The organism is Limnohabitans sp., assembly GCF_023910625.1.
Classification (GTDB): Bacteria; Pseudomonadota; Gammaproteobacteria; order Burkholderiales; family Burkholderiaceae_C; genus Limnohabitans_A.
Window position 1 is genome coordinate 120,251 of sequence record NZ_JAAVVW010000003.1, and the last position, 15,908, is coordinate 136,158.

The 15,908-nt window shown below is 57.5% G+C and carries 16 protein-coding genes and 1 pseudogene; 14 read left to right on the forward strand and 3 right to left on the reverse strand.

Going from position 1 to position 15,908, the window contains the following annotated elements; genetic code table 11:
• From hydA to HEQ17_RS03480, 6 genes are all read left to right on the forward strand, one after another.
• Positions 1–1,452, forward strand: a complete 1,452-nt coding sequence (gene hydA, locus HEQ17_RS03455) for a dihydropyrimidinase (RefSeq protein ID WP_296291307.1) — start codon at positions 1–3, stop codon at positions 1,450–1,452.
• Positions 1,453–1,461: 9 nt separating this feature from the next.
• Positions 1,462–2,733, forward strand: a complete 1,272-nt coding sequence (locus HEQ17_RS03460; protein WP_296291308.1) for a Zn-dependent hydrolase — start codon at positions 1,462–1,464, stop codon at positions 2,731–2,733.
• A gap of 107 nt (positions 2,734–2,840) precedes the next feature.
• Complete coding sequence (gene ald / locus HEQ17_RS03465) at positions 2,841–3,956, forward strand: alanine dehydrogenase (RefSeq protein WP_296291309.1); 1,116 nt, start codon at positions 2,841–2,843, stop codon at positions 3,954–3,956.
• A gap of 81 nt (positions 3,957–4,037) precedes the next feature.
• Positions 4,038–4,439 carry a DUF4113 domain-containing protein gene (locus HEQ17_RS03470; RefSeq protein ID WP_366938021.1) on the forward strand — a complete coding sequence of 134 codons (402 nt, stop codon included), beginning with the start codon at positions 4,038–4,040 and terminating at the stop codon, positions 4,437–4,439.
• An 87-nt stretch (positions 4,440–4,526) separates the two neighbouring features.
• Positions 4,527–4,796: a type II toxin-antitoxin system RelE/ParE family toxin gene (locus HEQ17_RS03475; protein WP_296291311.1), complete on the forward strand. Its 270-nt coding sequence runs from the start codon at positions 4,527–4,529 to the stop codon at positions 4,794–4,796.
• Between the two features lie 28 nt (positions 4,797–4,824).
• Positions 4,825–5,121, forward strand: coding sequence for a HigA family addiction module antitoxin (locus tag HEQ17_RS03480; RefSeq protein WP_366938057.1), 297 nt, complete (start codon positions 4,825–4,827; stop codon positions 5,119–5,121).
• A 93-nt stretch (positions 5,122–5,214) separates the two neighbouring features.
• Here the strand turns inward: HEQ17_RS03480 and HEQ17_RS03485 are convergent.
• A pseudogene (locus tag HEQ17_RS03485) lies at positions 5,215–5,349 on the reverse strand (IS256 family transposase); the annotation flags it as partial.
• A gap of 202 nt (positions 5,350–5,551) precedes the next feature.
• On the opposite strand from HEQ17_RS03485, the gene HEQ17_RS03490 reads away from it, so the two are divergent.
• On the forward strand, positions 5,552–6,019 hold the full coding sequence (locus tag HEQ17_RS03490; protein ID WP_296293776.1) for a hypothetical protein: 468 nt from the start codon (positions 5,552–5,554) through the stop codon (positions 6,017–6,019).
• The gene (locus tag HEQ17_RS03495) at positions 5,928–6,233 is read left to right on the forward strand and encodes an outer membrane beta-barrel protein (RefSeq protein ID WP_296293662.1); all 306 of its coding nucleotides are present in this window, start codon (positions 5,928–5,930) and stop codon (positions 6,231–6,233) included. Before HEQ17_RS03490 ends, HEQ17_RS03495 begins: the two co-directional genes overlap by 92 nt.
• Here the strand turns inward: HEQ17_RS03495 and HEQ17_RS03500 are convergent.
• Positions 6,201–7,235, reverse strand: coding sequence for a LytTR family DNA-binding domain-containing protein (locus HEQ17_RS03500; protein ID WP_296291312.1), 1,035 nt, complete (start codon positions 7,233–7,235; stop codon positions 6,201–6,203). The two genes, HEQ17_RS03495 and HEQ17_RS03500, sit on opposite strands and share 33 nt — an antisense overlap.
• Before the next feature lie 12 nt (positions 7,236–7,247).
• The gene (gene mltB, locus HEQ17_RS03505) at positions 7,248–8,474 is read right to left on the reverse strand and encodes a lytic murein transglycosylase B (protein WP_366938022.1); all 1,227 of its coding nucleotides are present in this window, start codon (positions 8,472–8,474) and stop codon (positions 7,248–7,250) included.
• Between the two features lie 187 nt (positions 8,475–8,661).
• On the opposite strand from mltB, the gene HEQ17_RS03510 reads away from it, so the two are divergent.
• From HEQ17_RS03510 to HEQ17_RS03535, 6 genes are all read left to right on the forward strand, one after another.
• On the forward strand, positions 8,662–9,615 hold the full coding sequence (locus HEQ17_RS03510; protein ID WP_296291313.1) for a histone deacetylase family protein: 954 nt from the start codon (positions 8,662–8,664) through the stop codon (positions 9,613–9,615).
• Positions 9,616–9,677: 62 nt separating this feature from the next.
• Positions 9,678–10,478 (forward strand): enoyl-CoA hydratase, encoded by an 801-nt coding sequence (locus tag HEQ17_RS03515; protein ID WP_296291314.1) that lies wholly within the window; start codon positions 9,678–9,680, stop codon positions 10,476–10,478.
• Complete coding sequence (locus HEQ17_RS03520) at positions 10,466–11,758, forward strand: mechanosensitive ion channel domain-containing protein (RefSeq protein WP_296291315.1); 1,293 nt, start codon at positions 10,466–10,468, stop codon at positions 11,756–11,758. Before HEQ17_RS03515 ends, HEQ17_RS03520 begins: the two co-directional genes overlap by 13 nt.
• A 431-nt stretch (positions 11,759–12,189) precedes the next feature.
• Positions 12,190–12,945, forward strand: a complete 756-nt coding sequence (locus HEQ17_RS03525) for an electron transfer flavoprotein subunit beta/FixA family protein (RefSeq protein WP_296291316.1) — start codon at positions 12,190–12,192, stop codon at positions 12,943–12,945.
• 100 nt (positions 12,946–13,045) lie between these two features.
• The gene (locus tag HEQ17_RS03530; protein ID WP_296291317.1) at positions 13,046–13,978 is read left to right on the forward strand and encodes an electron transfer flavoprotein subunit alpha/FixB family protein; all 933 of its coding nucleotides are present in this window, start codon (positions 13,046–13,048) and stop codon (positions 13,976–13,978) included.
• An 87-nt stretch (positions 13,979–14,065) separates the two neighbouring features.
• Positions 14,066–15,886 (forward strand): acyl-CoA dehydrogenase, encoded by a 1,821-nt coding sequence (locus HEQ17_RS03535; protein WP_296291318.1) that lies wholly within the window; start codon positions 14,066–14,068, stop codon positions 15,884–15,886.
• Positions 15,887–15,908: the final 22 nt, after the last annotated feature.

Consider the following 15,908-nt stretch of genomic DNA (forward strand, 5'->3'; position numbering starts at 1 on the left):
ATGGGTTCAACAACTTCTAGCGTTGTGATTCGCGGCGGCACCGTGGTCAACGCAGACAGAGCTTTTCGTGCCGATGTTCTGTGCCAGGATGGTCGTGTGGTGCAGGTGGCTGAGACAGTGTCCAGTGAGGGCGCGCAGGTGATTGACGCGGGTGGGCAGTTGGTGATGCCCGGCGGCATTGATCCTCACACCCACATGCAGTTGCCCTTCATGGGCACCACCACCATGGACGACTTCTACAGTGGTACTGCCGCTGCCTTAGCGGGGGGCACGACAAGCATCATTGATTTCGTGATTCCTGATCCGAAGGAACCATTGATGGATGCTTATCGAAAGTGGCGCGGCTGGGCAGAAAAAGCGGCCAGCGACTATAGCTTTCATGTCGCCGTAACTTGGTGGGATGAGAGCGTCAAAAGGGACATGGGCACGCTCGTCAAAGAAGAAGGAGTGAACAGCTTTAAGCACTTCATGGCCTACAAAAATGCCATCATGTGCGACGATGAAACGCTGGTGAGTAGCTTTAAGCGCTCGCTGGAACTGGGGGCTATGCCTACCGTGCACGCTGAAAACGGAGAACTCGTGTTCTTGTTGCAAGCCGATGTGAAGGCGCGCGGCGTGCTCGGGCCCGAAGGTCATCCCTTGTCGCGTCCGCCGGCGGTGGAGGCCGAGGCCGCTCAGCGGGCCATCGCCATCGCAGATGTGCTTAATGTACCGATCTATGTGGTACATGTATCCTGCGCCGAGAGCGCCTCCGCCATTGCCAGAGCGCGCGCCAATGGCCAGCGCGTCTTTGGCGAAGTGCTGGCTGGCCACTTGACGGTGGACGAAAGCGTTTACAGACACAAAGACTTCGCGGTGGCTGCCGCCCACGTCATGAGTCCGCCGTTTCGCAACAAACTTAACCAAGAGGCACTCTGGCATGGACTGCAAAGCGGGCATTTGCACACAACAGCTACTGATCACTGCACCTTCTGTGCTGAACAAAAAGCCGCTGGCAAAGACGATTTCAGCAAGATTCCAAATGGCTGTGGCGGGGTTGAAGAACGCATGGCGGTGATCTGGGACGAAGGGGTCAACACTGGGCGTCTGACGCCCAGCGAGTTTGTTGCAGTCACATCAGCCAACGCTGCCAAGCTCTTCAACATCTACCCTCGAAAAGGTTGCGTCGCACCTGGCTCGGATGCAGACTTGGTGGTGTGGGATCCAGCGGGGACCAAAACCTTGTCGGTCAAAACACAAAAGAGTCTGGGCGACTTCAATATTTTCGAAGGCCGCACAGTCACCGGAATTCCAACCCACACGTTGAGCCGTGGTCGCATTGTGTTTGCCTTGGGCGATTTGCGCGCCGTGCGCGGCGCGGGTCAATACGTCAAGCGCCCACCTTTTGGCCCCCAGTTTGATGCGCTCCAGCGCAAAGCCACCCAACAGGCCCCCCAAGCCGTGCCACGATAGGACAAAACCATGAACCCCAATATCACCAGCAACAACGGCACATCACCAATCCGAATCAACAGCCAACGCTTGTGGGATTCACTCATGGAGCTGGCGAAAATTGGTGCCACACCCAAGGGTGGTGTGTGTCGTTTGGCATTGACCGAGCTTGATAAAGAGGGGCGGGACTTGGTGTCGCGCTGGGCGCGAGAATCCGGCATGACCGTCACCATTGACAAAATTGGCAATGGCTTCTTGCGTCGCCCTGGGCGTAACAACGACTTGCCCCCGGTGATGACCGGTAGCCACATAGATACTCAGCCTACAGGCGGTAAGTTCGATGGCAACTACGGCGTACTGGCTGGCTTGGAAGTGGTGCGCACACTCAATGACCACAATATAGAAACCGAAGCGCCGATCGAGGTCGCTTGGTGGACCAACGAGGAGGGCTCTCGCTTTGTGCCGGTGATGATGGGGTCGGGCGTGTTCGCCAAAGCCTTCACGCTGGAACACGCCTACGCTGCCAAAGATACCGAAGGCAAAGGCGTGAAAGAAGAGCTTGAGCGCATCGGATACATCGGCACTGAAGAGCCTGGCGACCACCCCATTGGCAGTTACTTCGAGACCCACATCGAACAAGGCCCAGTGCTGGAAGACAATGACGTCACCATTGGCGTAGTGACCGGTGTGCTTGGAATTCGCTGGTTTGACTGCACTGTCACCGGTATGGAAGCTCACGCTGGCCCAACCCCCATGGGGTTGAGAAGAGATGCGCTACAAGCATCCTCCCGCATCATGCAAGAAGTCGTAGCAAGTGCATTGCGCCACGCGCCGCACGGTCGTGGAACGGTTGGTATGGTGCGTGTCCATCCCAACAGCCGTAACGTCATTCCAGGTGCCGTGACTTTCACCATCGACTTGCGCAACAGCAGCGACACCCTAGTCGATCAAATGACCGCTGAAGTGAAGGCCTTTGCGCAAAAGGTGTCCCAGGAAACAGGCTGCAGTATTGAGATTGTGCCCACCTCCAGTTATCCGGCGCAGTCCTTCAGCCCCGACTGCATCAATGCGGTGGAGCGCGCGGCAACGGCCCTAGGTTATTCCCACATGCCAGCAGTCAGCGGCGCTGGACACGACGCCGTTTACATGGCCCGCCTGGCACCCGCTGGCATGATTTTCATTCCCTGCAAAGACGGTATTAGCCACAACGAAATCGAAGACGCCAAGCCTGAGCACATCACCGCAGGCTGCAACGTGCTACTGCACGCGATGCTGGAAAAAGCGGGTATTGCACAGGCCTAACTTTGCGCCCGAACGCACGCTTGAAAAGTCATTTGCTTTTGATGGCTTTGTCGGCGACAAGTTGACTTGACTGACTCCAAATCCTCATCAAAGCATCAGGAATACTTATGAAAATAGGACTACCGAAAGAAATTAAGAACAACGAATATCGTGTGGGTCTCACGCCAGAGGCAGTGTTGGAGTTGACCCAGGCTGGGCATCAGGTGGCAGTGGAGCACAGTGCCGGTATGGGAATAGGCTGTAGCGACAACGAATACATTCAGTCAGGTGCATGCATCATGGCGACCGCTGCAGAGATATTTGAATTCGGTGAAATGATTGTGAAGGTGAAAGAGCCGCAGCCCCAGGAGTGCAAGCTGCTAAGGCCGGGGCAAATTCTGTTTACCTATTTGCATTTGGCTCCAGATGTCCAGCAAACCGATTTATTGCTCGCCTCGGGCTGCACAGCGATTGCCTATGAAACAGTGACCGATGCACAAGGCAGACTGCCCCTGCTCGCGCCAATGAGCGAAGTGGCTGGGCGCATGTCCATCCAAGTGGGGGCAGCAGCGCTGCAAAAACCCAATGGCGGTCGCGGCATCTTGCTCGGCGGAGTTCCGGGTACGCCGCCCGCCAACGTCGTGATTTTTGGCGGAGGTGTTGTCGGCACGCACGCGGCGAAAATGGCGGTTGGCATGGGCGCTCGCGTATCCATTGTTGACTCATTTATTCCGAGACTGCGTCAATTGGATGATATTTTTGGCGCTGCCGTCAGCACACGTTTTCCGAGTCACGCCACCACTCAAGAGCTACTCGCCGATGCAGATCTGGTGATTGGCGCGGCCTTGGTGCCGGGTGCCAACGCACCAAAGCTGGTCAGGCGCAGCGATTTGTCGAATATGAAATCAGGTGCGGTACTGGTCGATGTGTCCATTGATCAGGGTGGATGCTTTGAAACTTCCAGAGCCACGACACACGATGCCCCCACTTTTATTGTTGACGGCATCGTGCATTATTGCGTGGCCAATATGCCTGGCGCGGTGGCGCGAACATCGACGTTCGCTCTGAACAACGCAACCATTCCTTATGTGCTCAAACTCGCCCAATTTGGCTGGAAAGCGTCCTGTCAACAAGACTTAGGGTTGCTCGGAGGGCTCAATGTTCATGCGGGTAAGCTCTATTGTCCGCCCGTGGGAGCTGCACAAGGGAGACCTAACTTGCAACCCTTGGACGCGCTTAAATAATCAACGATTTTCAATTCGGTTTGGGTGGATCTGTGGCCTCCACTGCGATTTCGTTTTACTCGATTGAAAAGGCCAAGCGTTGTGGTTCAGGTCTTCTTGCAAACCAACCGATTTCGCAAAGAGCTGACCCAGTACATGCCCGGTCTGGTCGTGCCTCTGCCCTACCCGACGAACGACAGCCTGGAGTTCTACCGTTGGGCCAGTTACCTGTGCGAGCGCATCTTCAAACCCGACTACCAGTACAAAAAGGCCGGGATCATGCTCAGTGAGATCACACCGGTCACGCGTAAGCAAGGCGACTTGCTGGAGCCCGAGACAACCTGCAGCGCTAACCTAATGCAAGTGCTTGACACGCTGAACCAGCGCTATGGACGTGGGACGGTGAAGGTGTCAACGCAAGGAGCATTCAAGGGCTGGCAGATGCGGCTGGAGAGGATCTCGCCGAATGACACGGTATGTTGGCAGGAGATTCCAGTCGTTTGAAATTCAGGAGTCGACTGATTTGTGTGGCGGAAACCATACAACCAAAAAATCTTGATCGTTAAACGGATAACAGGCAACATCCAGCCAATGGCTATTCAATCTTTCGCGTGCGCCGAGACCCAGGAGCTTTTCACCACTGGACGGAATCCACGATTTGCCAACATCAAAAAAGTTGCCGAACGAAAGCTGGTCCAGCTGGATGCTGCTCCTTCATTGAACTTCATGCGGGCACCACCAGGCAATGACCTCAAGGAGTACGACGGCGCATGGAACGTTCGGATCAACGGCCAATGGCGATTGACTTTCAGGTGGGGGCCGAGTGGTCCATTTGATGTCCTGATTGAAGACTCTCACTGACTGACGCAAAGGAACATCATGTTCAAAAATGGAATGCGCCCCATCCACCCTGGGGAAATCTTGCTTGAGGACTACATCAAGCCGCTGGCAGATCAGCGTTCGTGCGCTGTCGCTTGCCCTGCATGTCCCTTACTCCCGCCTCCGTGAAATCGTGGACGGCAAACGGGGAGTTTCGGCTGATACGGCACTGCGCCTGGAGCGCTACTTTGGCAGTGAGGCCCAGGGTTGGCTTGCCCTGCAGGCAGCTTATGACCTTCGCATTGCCGAGAAGCAAAGCGCCAAGCTCATCAAGCGAGAAATTGAGCCGCTTGGATTGGCGGCGTAACTGGCGCTGACACCCGATTGATTCAAGATGATTTAGGCCACCGGAATATTCAGCATACGGTTTGCTACAACGCGACCAATTCGGTGCGGTTTGCGCCTTATTAAAGGCCATCGAGGTGGCATTGACCGCCTCTGCGTTCATGGGGCCATTGACAAACTGGTCAATGAGTTCTTTGGGTATGGCTGGCAGCGCCTGTGCGGCTGCAGTCTTCCTTGTCTTGCTTGGCATACATGCTCCTTGGTGACATGGTATGCCTCACACACAAAATTTCTGACAGGCTCCTTCTTCCACCAACTCAATGCTACCTTTCGTTCAAATGGCGAACCGCTTGTTCAGCAGCGCTTGCCTCTTGGGCAGGCCATATATATCTTGACCCTGTCGCTCCCCGTGTGGACGGCAGTTTTCTTCAACCCACAATAGGTGAACCCTCATGCTTCAACGTTCTTTGACATATTTCATCGGCCCTTTGCTGTGTGCAAGCTTGATGCCCGCTGCTGCGATGGCGCAGGCAGATTCCAAGGGTTTTTACGCCACGATCTACGCTCAGCAAAGTCGGATTGGCTCCTCCAACTTCACAGAATCCGGCACCCAGGGTGCCGGAAATGGTCTGCGTGCGGAGTTTGGTAGCGGACTCGGCTTTGGCGGCGACATAGGCTATCGCTATGGAAATGGCTGGGCGTCTGAGATCGAGTGGAATTACCGACGTCATTCGCTCGATGCCCTGCGTCAGGGCAGCAGCAACCTCACACGCGATGGTGATTTTGCTTCCAACATCCTGCTGATCAACTGGCTTGCGTCGCTTCAGCATGGGCGGCGGGTGGACGCCCTATGTGGGAGCTGGTATCGGCTGGGTTCAGGAGATCGACATCGATATGACCCCCAGCAACACAGGGGCTGAACGTGGCTACTCGACAGGCAGCAAGTCAGCCTTCCAGTTCATTGGCGGCATCGAGTACGAACTCACACCCCAGTGGCGCTTGACTGCTGATGCACGTTGGCTGCGGGTGGGCTCTGTTCGTCTGGACAATGAGGTGGGCAATCCAGGGGGGAGTGCAAGCCCACTGAAGTACAACCCGATATCAGTTCAGGTGGGTATCCGTTACAGCTTTTGAGGCGTCCTCGCGACGGTATTGAGCACCATCGCCAAAGTGGGCGAGCACTTCGCTGCGGCGGCGGCGACTGACCGGTACCTGGCGACCATCGCTCATCAAGCAGACTGCTCCTGTGGGGGTGCGCCGAACGCTGACCACATGTTCATTGGCCACCCACCAGGTCCGGTGCACGCGCAAGCCGGACGCTGAATCCTCGGATTCGACATCCGCCAAAGCACCCAGAATCAAGGCGCAACCGCGAGGCGTCCAGACGCGCAGGTATTGCAACTCGGAAGCGACGGCGATCACGTCCGTACCAAGCTGTTCAGGAAGGCGATCTCGCCAGGTCGCACGAGTCGGGGTGGGCGACTCTGCTGCCTTCGACGAGTTGATGTTGGCGGAAAGTTCAAGGGCTACTGAAATTGTATCCGGCTTGACGGCAGCATCGTTGTTCGTTGTTCGCCCATGCAGCAGTGGTGGCATCAGCCAATGCAAGCGGGGTAGGCAGATCAGTGCCCACGCTGTTGTGACCGGGCCTACGATGTTCAGGTATTCCTGGAGCAGAGGGTTTGCAAGGGTAATGCCCATGAAATCGGTGTCCGAGTCATCCGCTTGGTTCGGATAGTTCAACCTCGCCACCATCAGTCCTTCTCCAATCAGCCAGTAAAGTGGCGCGAGCAGCACAGAACCGAACACTCCAGAAAGTAAAACCAATGACCAGCTGGGTGCCCGGCTGGCACCGAAATGGCGTGTAAGCAGGTGCAGCACCGATTGCAATACGAGCAATCCCGTGATGATCTGCATGGACCAAAACAGCAGCCGAGCTTCCATAGGAGCTGAGAATCCAACATCAGGCTCCAGCATCAGCATGAGCGCAAGAAAGGCACACCCTGCGATGGACAGGTAGCGCAGGATTCCCACTGAATTGATGTTGCTTGGAGTTGCAGCATCGATTTGTGTTGTGAAAAATTCAGAAGAAATCATGTTGGTTATCAGCAGTTTCTTGGGGTTGAGAGGGTTCATGGGTGATGGTCCTCAGCGGCTGTTTCGCATTTCACGCGCCACCGCCTCGGCCAGATCAATCACCGCCATGGCGTAGTAGCTGCTCCAGTTGTAGCGGGTGATGGCGTAGAAGTTTTCTGTACCGGCCACGTAGCTGGGCGCTTCGGTGCCGTTGCGCAACTCGATCAAGGCCAAGGGGCCTGTGTGCTGCAGGGCAGCACCTGACAAGCTGGCACCTTTGCTGACAAAGTTGGTCACGCTGAAGGTGGGCAGGATATCCGGGGCCAGCAGCGCATCCATGTCGGTTTGACCCGGGGTGAGGGTGACCGGGTAATGCGTGAGCATGCCGGGACGCCAGTCAAAGGCTTTGAAGTAGTTGGCCACCGACCCGATCGCGTCCGTGGGGCTGCCAAACAGGTCGATGCGTCCGTCGCCGTCGAAATCAATGGCAAATTTTGCCCAGCTCGATGGCATGAATTGCGGCAGGCCCATGGCACCGGCATAGCTGCCACGGATGGTCATGGGGTCTGCACCGCTGCGCGAGGTGAGCAGCAAAAATTGTTCCAATTCGCCTTTGAAAAAGCTTTCTCTGGCAGCGGCACGCGGGTGAGCGGAAGGGAAGTGAAAGGCCAAAGTGGTCAGGGCGTCCATGATCCGGAAATTGCCTGTGTACTGGCCGTAAAAGGTTTCCACTCCGATGATGGCCACTACCACGGATGCGGGTACACCGAAATCGCGCTCTGCGCGTTCCAGGGCATTTTTGTGGGTTTGCCAAAATCGCAGGCCTGCCTGGATGCGTTGGGGTTCGATGAAGCGGGCACGGTAAGCCGCCCAGTTTTTGGCCGCCGGGCTGCTGGGAGGCAAGACCAGTTTTTCGACCGAGGGCAGCCGCCGTGCCAGTCCGAGTTGTGTTTGCACCCATTTGGGATCGAGGTTCAAGCGTTCAGCCGCCTGCACAGACCAGGCCATGGCCACCGGCGATTCGCTGAAAAAAGGCCCTGTCAATGGGGTTTTGGCCGATTTGCTTGGGCGAGGTGCCGGGCCAATGGGCATCTTGGTTTTGTTGGGGTGTGCTGACTGGGCCGATGGGGCAGATTTTTTGCCGGTAGCAGAAGCCGATTTTTTTTGGGGGGGGGCGCTGGATTGAGTCTGCGCCACTGTGCTTATGGGGCTGGCTGTGCCCAACAGCAGGGCCAAGGTCAAGGCGACCCAGAGGGTGAAAAAGTGACCTGGTTTTCGGGTGATGGAAAGTTTGTGCATGGGGTGTCCAGTTTAATCGCGATGCACCTTGGAAATGGGCGAGCACCCCAGCCCCATGAGAATGAATCAGTGGATGATGGGGATGTACGCCGGGCGTGGGCGGCGTGATAAGCTGGAAGCCACAAAAACAAGGCCATTCATCCAAACCATCAGACCCAGGCTGATGGTCATTCGGGAAGACAACATCATGGGCTCGACAGGTTATTTCACCCATCCAGCTTGCTGGAAGCATGAGATGGGGGCGGGGCATCCGGAGTGTCCGCAGCGCTTGAGCGCGATTGAAGACCGCTTGCTGATCAGTGGTGTCGGGATGGCTTTGCAACGTCGTGAGGCCAGCCCGGCCGCTTTGGCCGAGATTGAGCTGGCGCACGGCCGCATGCACATCGCTTCATTGCGCGGTTTGGGTGACATGCTGCGCGAGGACATGGCCGCTGGTGGCCCCACGCACACCAGCTTGGACCCGGACACGATGATCAATGTGCACACTTGGGATGCGGCGCTGGTATCCGCTGGTGCGGCTATCGATGCCACCGACGCCGTGCTGGCGGGCGAGTTGGAGAACGCTTTTTGTGCCGTTCGTCCACCGGGTCACCACGCTTGCCGCGACAAGGCCATGGGGTTTTGCTTCTTCAACAACGTGGCCATCGCTGCCAAATATGCCCTGGAGCGCCATGGCCTCCAAAGGGTGGCGATTGTGGACTTTGACGTGCACCACGGCAACGGCACCGAAGACATCGTGGCGGGCGACGAGCGCATCTTGATGGTGAGTTTTTTTCAGCACCCGTTTTACCCGGAAGGGGGCTCGACATCTCAAGCTGCCAATCTGGTCAACCTGCCTGTGCCGGCCTATACCCGCGGCATGGACATTCGGGAGTTGGTGGACATGATGTGGATGCCGCGGTTGGAGGCGCACCGGCCCGAGCTGATTTTCATCAGCGCGGGTTTTGATGCCCACCGCGAAGACGACTTGGGTCAGATGGGGCTGGTGGAGCAGGATTACGCCTGGCTCACCCAGCGCATCAAGGATGTGGCGCGACGCCATGCCCAAGGCCGCATCGTCAGTTGCCTTGAGGGCGGTTACAACCTGAGTGCGCTGGGGCGCAGCGTGGAAGCGCATTTGCGGGTGTTGGCCGACGTCTGATAAACCAGGGGCAATTCAGTCCCAAGGCGTTCAAGCCGAATACTTTGGGCACAATCAATGCCATGACCGATTCCAGCCGACACCAGCCCGAGGATTTGCTTTTGCACGAGCGCGATGCGCGTGGTGTGCGCCGGCTGACCCTGAACAACCCTGCCAGTTTCAACACCTTGAGTGAGACCATGCTTGATGCCTTGCAACAAGCATTCGTTGCGATTGCGCAAGACGATCAGGCCCGCGTGGTGGTTCTGGGCGCTGCGGGCAAGGCCTTTTGTGCTGGACACAACCTTAAGGAAATGCGCGCTCAGCCTGACTTGGCTTACTACCAAAAGCTGTTTGCCCAGTGCAGCCGCATGATGCTGGCGATCCAAAACCTGCCCGTGCCGGTGATTGCCCGCGTGCAGGGCTTGGCCACTGCGGCAGGCTGCCAACTGGTGGCTCAGTGCGATCTGGCGGTGGCAGCCGAGAGTGCCACTTTTGGCGTGAACGGCATCGATGTGGGGCTGTTTTGTGCCACGCCCAGCGTGCCGCTGGTGCGCAACATGCTGGCCAAGCAGGCCATGGAAATGCTGCTGACAGGTGGCTTCATCTCAGCCCGGGAGGCGCAAAACCGGGGCTTGGTCAACCGGGTTTGCGCATTGGACGCGCTGGATGCACAAGTCGATGAACTGGTCAATGCCATTCTGGCCAAGCCCCGGCATGCGGTGTGTACGGGCAAAGCGCTGTTTTACAAGCAGCGCGAGATGGGCATTGAGGCTGCGTACCAGTTGGCGGGTCAGGCCATGGCCTGCAACATGGTGCACGACGTCGCGCAAGAGGGTGTGCAGGCCTTCATTGAAAAAAGGACACCGTCATGGCGGGCATGAACGAGCAGACCGTGGTGGACCCCTTGGTCTTGATGGTGTCATTGGCGCAGTCGGAGTCGATGCTGGCCATGGCCGCTTTTGTGGGCAGCCTGGCCTTGGCTTGGACAATGGCTTGGGGGGTGCGCCGTTTGTCGGGCGGGAGCGATATGGCCATTTTGTTGGGGCGCAAGCTGTATGACGGCGTGCTGTTTCCCGCTGTGCTGCTGGGCTTGGTGTTTGTTGCGCGCACGGTGCTGACACGAAACCAGTCGATCGTGCTGTTTGAGATTTTGTTGCCTGTTTGTATCTCGCTGTTGGTCATCCGCTTCGGGGTCAAGGTTTTGCAGGTGGCTTTTGCACATGCGCCCTTTGTGCGCGTGCTGGAGCGCACGATTTCGTGGTTGGCCTGGGGCACGGTGGTGCTGTGGGTCACGGGCATATTGCCTTTGATGCTCAATGAGTTGGACCAGATCCGCTGGAAAGTGGGTGGCTCCATGCTCTCGGTACGAACTTTGATCGAAGGCGCATTGACTGCAGGGGCGGTGCTGATCGTGGCGTTGTGGGTGTCGGCCGCCATCGAATCACGTCTGCTCAAATCGGCCACGGGCAGTGATTTGTCACTGCGCAAGGTGATCAGCAACACAGTGCGCGCTTTACTGATGTTTGTCGGCCTGTTACTGGCGCTGTCGTCGGTAGGCATTGACCTGACGGCTTTGTCGGTGTTGGGCGGCGCAGTGGGTGTGGGCATTGGTTTTGGTTTGCAAAAGCTGGCCTCCAATTACGTCAGCGGCTTTGTGATTTTGGCCGAACGCAGTCTGCGCATCGGCGACATGGTGCTGGTGGATGGTTTCGAAGGGCGTATTGTGGACATCAAAGCGCGCTACACCGTGATCCGTGCGCTCAATGGACGCGAATCGATCGTGCCCAATGAGTTCTTGATCATCAACCGGGTGGAGAACTTCACCTACCTCGACACCAAAATGGCCCAGACTACGCTGGTATCGGTGGCCTATGACAGCGATGTGGAGCTGGTTCGGCGTTTGCTGATTGAGGCCTGTATCAGCCAAGAGCGGGTCTTGAAAGACCCGGCACCGAACGCGTTTTTGAGCAAATTTGGTGCCGACGGGCTGGAGTTCACGGTGAGTTATTGGATCGACGATCCTGAAAACGGCCAGTTGGCCTTGCGCTCGACCATCAATATGCTGATCTTGGCTGCGCTGCGAGAGCAGGGGGTCGTGATCCCGCACTTGCAGCGTGTGGTGCAGATGGTCAGTCCATCTTCGAAGGCAAGCACAGACTGATGGCGGGTCAGGCCTGCAAAGTGCCCAGCCAAGCCAACCCAAAAAGGGCGCCGCCTTTGCCTGGATGACTTTGACACCGTTTTTCTGGATGTTGCAAGGCAACCGGTTCAATGTTCTGACTACAAGGGAAATCGGGGTTTTAGTTTCCCTGGCATTGGGTGCAAAAACAATTTATTCAATCCGAATGGATTCGAACAAAATCCCTGTTAACCCTGAGTGGCCGACCGTTTGACCAGTGAATTCTCGGGGTTGCCATGGACTCAAGATGGTATCCGTGGTTTTAAAATTCGAACGATCGTGCTTTTTTTCGGATAATGAGCCCCGTGGGGATGTGTTTTGATGCAAAATTGACGTTTACGTCAACGTTAGTCGTTTTTTCGAGACATCGTCGAAGACGTCCTTGGTTTTGATCATTCAATGGAGTTAATTTCATGAAAATTCTGGTTCCCGTCAAGCGGGTGGTGGACTACAACGTCAAGGTCCGTGTCAAGTCTGATGGTTCGGGCGTGGACATTGCCAACGTCAAGATGAGCATGAACCCCTTTGACGAAATCGCCGTCGAAGAAGCCGTGCGCCTGAAAGAAAAAGGCTTTGCGACCGAAATCATCGCCGTGTCTTGCGGTGTGGTCCAGTGCCAGGAAACCCTGCGCACCGCGATGGCCATCGGTGCCGATCGCGGCATTCTGGTCGAGACCCCCGCGGACATGGACCTGCAGCCGCTGGCTGTGGCCAAACTGCTCAAGGCCTTGGTCGACAAAGAGCAACCCGGCCTGATCATCTTGGGCAAGCAAGCCATTGACGACGACTGCAACCAGACCGGCCAGATGCTGGCGGCGCTGGCCGATTTGCCCCAGGCGACGTTTGCTTCCAAAGTGGAAATCGTGGATGGCAAAGCCCAAGTGACCCGCGAGATCGACGGGGGTCTGGAAGTGCTGAGCATCAGCCTGCCCGCTGTGATCACCACCGACCTGCGCCTGAACGAGCCGCGTTATGTGACGCTGCCCAACATCATGAAGGCCAAGAAAAAGCAGCTCGACCACTTCATGCCAGAAGATCTGGGCGTCGATGTGGCCCCCCGCATCAAGACCCTGAAAGTGACCGAGCCCGCCAAGCGCAGCGCTGGCATCAAGGTGCCCGATGTGGCGACCTTGGTGGACAAGCTCAAAAACGTGGCCAAGGTCATCTGAAATTCAGCGTTGTGTTTTGGGCTTTCACAGTGAACAGCACCCGCCAACGCCCAACCTTCACGCTTTGCGCTCAACCCTCAACACTTAACGCTCACCCATCATGACTTCTCTCGTTATTGCCGAACACGACAACGCCTCGATCAAGGGCGCTACCCTGAACACCGTGACCGCTGCCGCCGCTTGCGGTGGTGATGTGCATGTGCTGGTGGCTGGCCACAACGCCGCTGCTGCTGCCGCCGCCGCTGCCCAAATCGCTGGCGTGTCAAAAGTCATTCACGCTGACAGCGACGCCTTGGCACACAGCCTGGCCGAAAACGTCGCAGCCCAAGTGCTGGCCATCGCCAGCAACTACAGCCACATCTTGTTCCCCGCCACAGCCGCGGGTAAAAACGTGGCCCCTCGCGTGGCCGCCAAGCTCGATGTTGCGCAGATCAGTGACGTGACTCAAGTCATCTCAGCCGACACCTTTGAGCGCCCCATCTACGCTGGCAACGCCATCGCCACCGTGCAAAGCACCGACGGCACCAAAGTCATCACCGTGCGCACCACCGGCTTTGACGCTGCTGCTGCCACAGGGGGCAGCGCCGCGGTGGAAGTTGCATTAGCCCAGGCCGACAGCGGCAAGAGCAGCTTCACGCGCAGCGAGATCGCCAAGAACGACCGCCCTGAGCTGACCGCCGCCAAGATCATCGTCTCCGGTGGCCGCGCTTTGGGCAGCTCGGAGAAGTTCAAGGAAGTGATGACGCCCCTGGCCGACAAGTTGGGCGCTGCCATTGGGGCGAGTCGCGCAGCAGTCGACGCGGGTTATGCGGCCAACGACCTGCAAGTGGGCCAGACCGGCAAGATCGTCGCGCCGCAGCTGTATGTCGCTTGCGGCATCTCGGGTGCGATCCAGCACTTGGCGGGCATGAAGGATTCCAAGGTGATCGTGGCGATCAACAAAGACCCTGAAGCCCCGATCTTCAGCGTTGCCGATTTTGGCCTGGAAGCCGATTTGTTCGCGGCTGTGCCTGAGTTGACTCAGTCGCTGTGATGATTTGAAGATTGCAAAAAAGGCCTCCGTGAGAGGTCTTTTTTGTACCCAACCCCAATTTCCTCGGATCCCTATCGGAGACAAGACATGAGTTACATCGCCCCCTTGAAGGACATGCTTTTCAACATCGAGCATTTGGCACGCATCGACCAAATCGCGCAGATCCCCGGCTTTGAAGATGCGGGCCTGGAAACCGCGCAAGCCGTGCTTGAAGAGTGCGCCAAGCTCAACCAGGATGTGATTTCCCCCCTGAACTGGGAAGGTGACAAGAACCCGTCCTTTCACAACGGCAGCGGTGTTACCACCACGCCCGGCTTCAAAGAGGCCTATCAACAATATGCCGAAGGCGGCTGGCAAGGTCTGCAGCACCCGGCCGACTTTGGCGGCCAGGGTCTGCCCAAAACCATTGGCGCGGCCTGCGGTGAAATGCTCAACTCGGCCAACATGGCTTTTGCGCTGTGCCCCTTGCTCACCGACGGCGCGATCGAAGCTTTGCTGACAGCGGGTTCCGACGAACTCAAAGCCACTTACCTGGAAAAACTGATCTCCGGCCAGTGGACAGGCACCATGAATCTGACCGAGCCGCAAGCCGGTTCAGACTTGGCCGCTGTGCGCACCCGCGCCGAACCGCAGCCCAATGGCACTTACAAAATCTTCGGCACCAAAATTTACATCACCTACGGTGAGCACGACATGGCCGAGAACATCGTGCACCTGGTGCTGGCCCGGGTGGTGGGCGCGCCTGAAGGCGTCAAAGGCATCAGCCTGTTTGTGGTTCCCAAGTTTCTTGTCAAAGGTGATGGCTCTTTGGACGCGCGCAACGATGTGCATTGCGTGAGCATCGAGCACAAGTTGGGCATCAAGGCCAGCCCTACAGCGGTGCTGCAGTTTGGCGACGGCACGGCGGCGAGCATTGCAGACAGCACCGGACCCGGTGCTGTGGGCTTCTTGGTAGGCCAGGAAAACCGTGGCCTCGAATACATGTTCATCATGATGAACGCTGCCCGCTACGCCGTGGGTGTGCAGGGCATCGCGATTGCCGAGCGCTCATACCAGCGTGCCGTGCAATACGCCCGTGACCGCGTGCAAAGCCGCCCGGTGGACGGCAGCTTGCCTGCGGCTGGCCCCATCATTCACCACCCCGATGTGCGCCGCATGCTGATGACCATGCGCGCCTACACCGAAGGCTGCCGCGCCATGGCATCCACCGCGGCCGCCGCTTACGATGCATCGCACCACCACCCTGACGCAGAAGTGCGCAAGCAAAATCTGGCGTTCTACGAATTCATGGTGCCGCTGGTCAAGGGCTACAGCACAGAGATGAGCCTGGAAGTCACCAGCTTAGGTGTACAGGTGCACGGTGGCATGGGCTTCATCGAAGAAACCGGTGCGGCGCAGTATTACCGCGACGCCAAAATTTTGACCATCTACGAAGGCACGACCGCCATCCAGGCCAACGATCTGGTGGGCCGCAAGACCGCGCGTGACGGCGGCCAAACCGCCAAGGCCTTGGCCGCGCAAGTGGCCCAGACCGAAAGCGAATTGGTCGCATCGGGCAACGCCGATGCACTGGCTGTGGCCCGTCGCCTCAAAGCCGCGCGTGAAGCCTTCATCGACGTGGTCGAGTTTGTGGCAGGCAACACCAAGGCCCACCCCAACGACGTGTTTGCAGGCAGCGTGCCCTACCTCATGCTGGCGGGCAATTTGATGGCAGGCTGGCAAATGGGCCGCGCGCTGTTGGTGGCGTTGACCCCTGAAGCCCAGGCACAAGACGCCGCGTTCATGGCCGCCAAAGTGAACACCGCGCGTTTTTACGCCGACCACATTTTGTCCAAGGCCCCAGGCATCCGCGATAGCATTGTGGAAGGCGCTGGCAGTGTGACGGCGATGGCGCTCGACGCTTTCTGAAATTGATTCCAACAAAGATTCT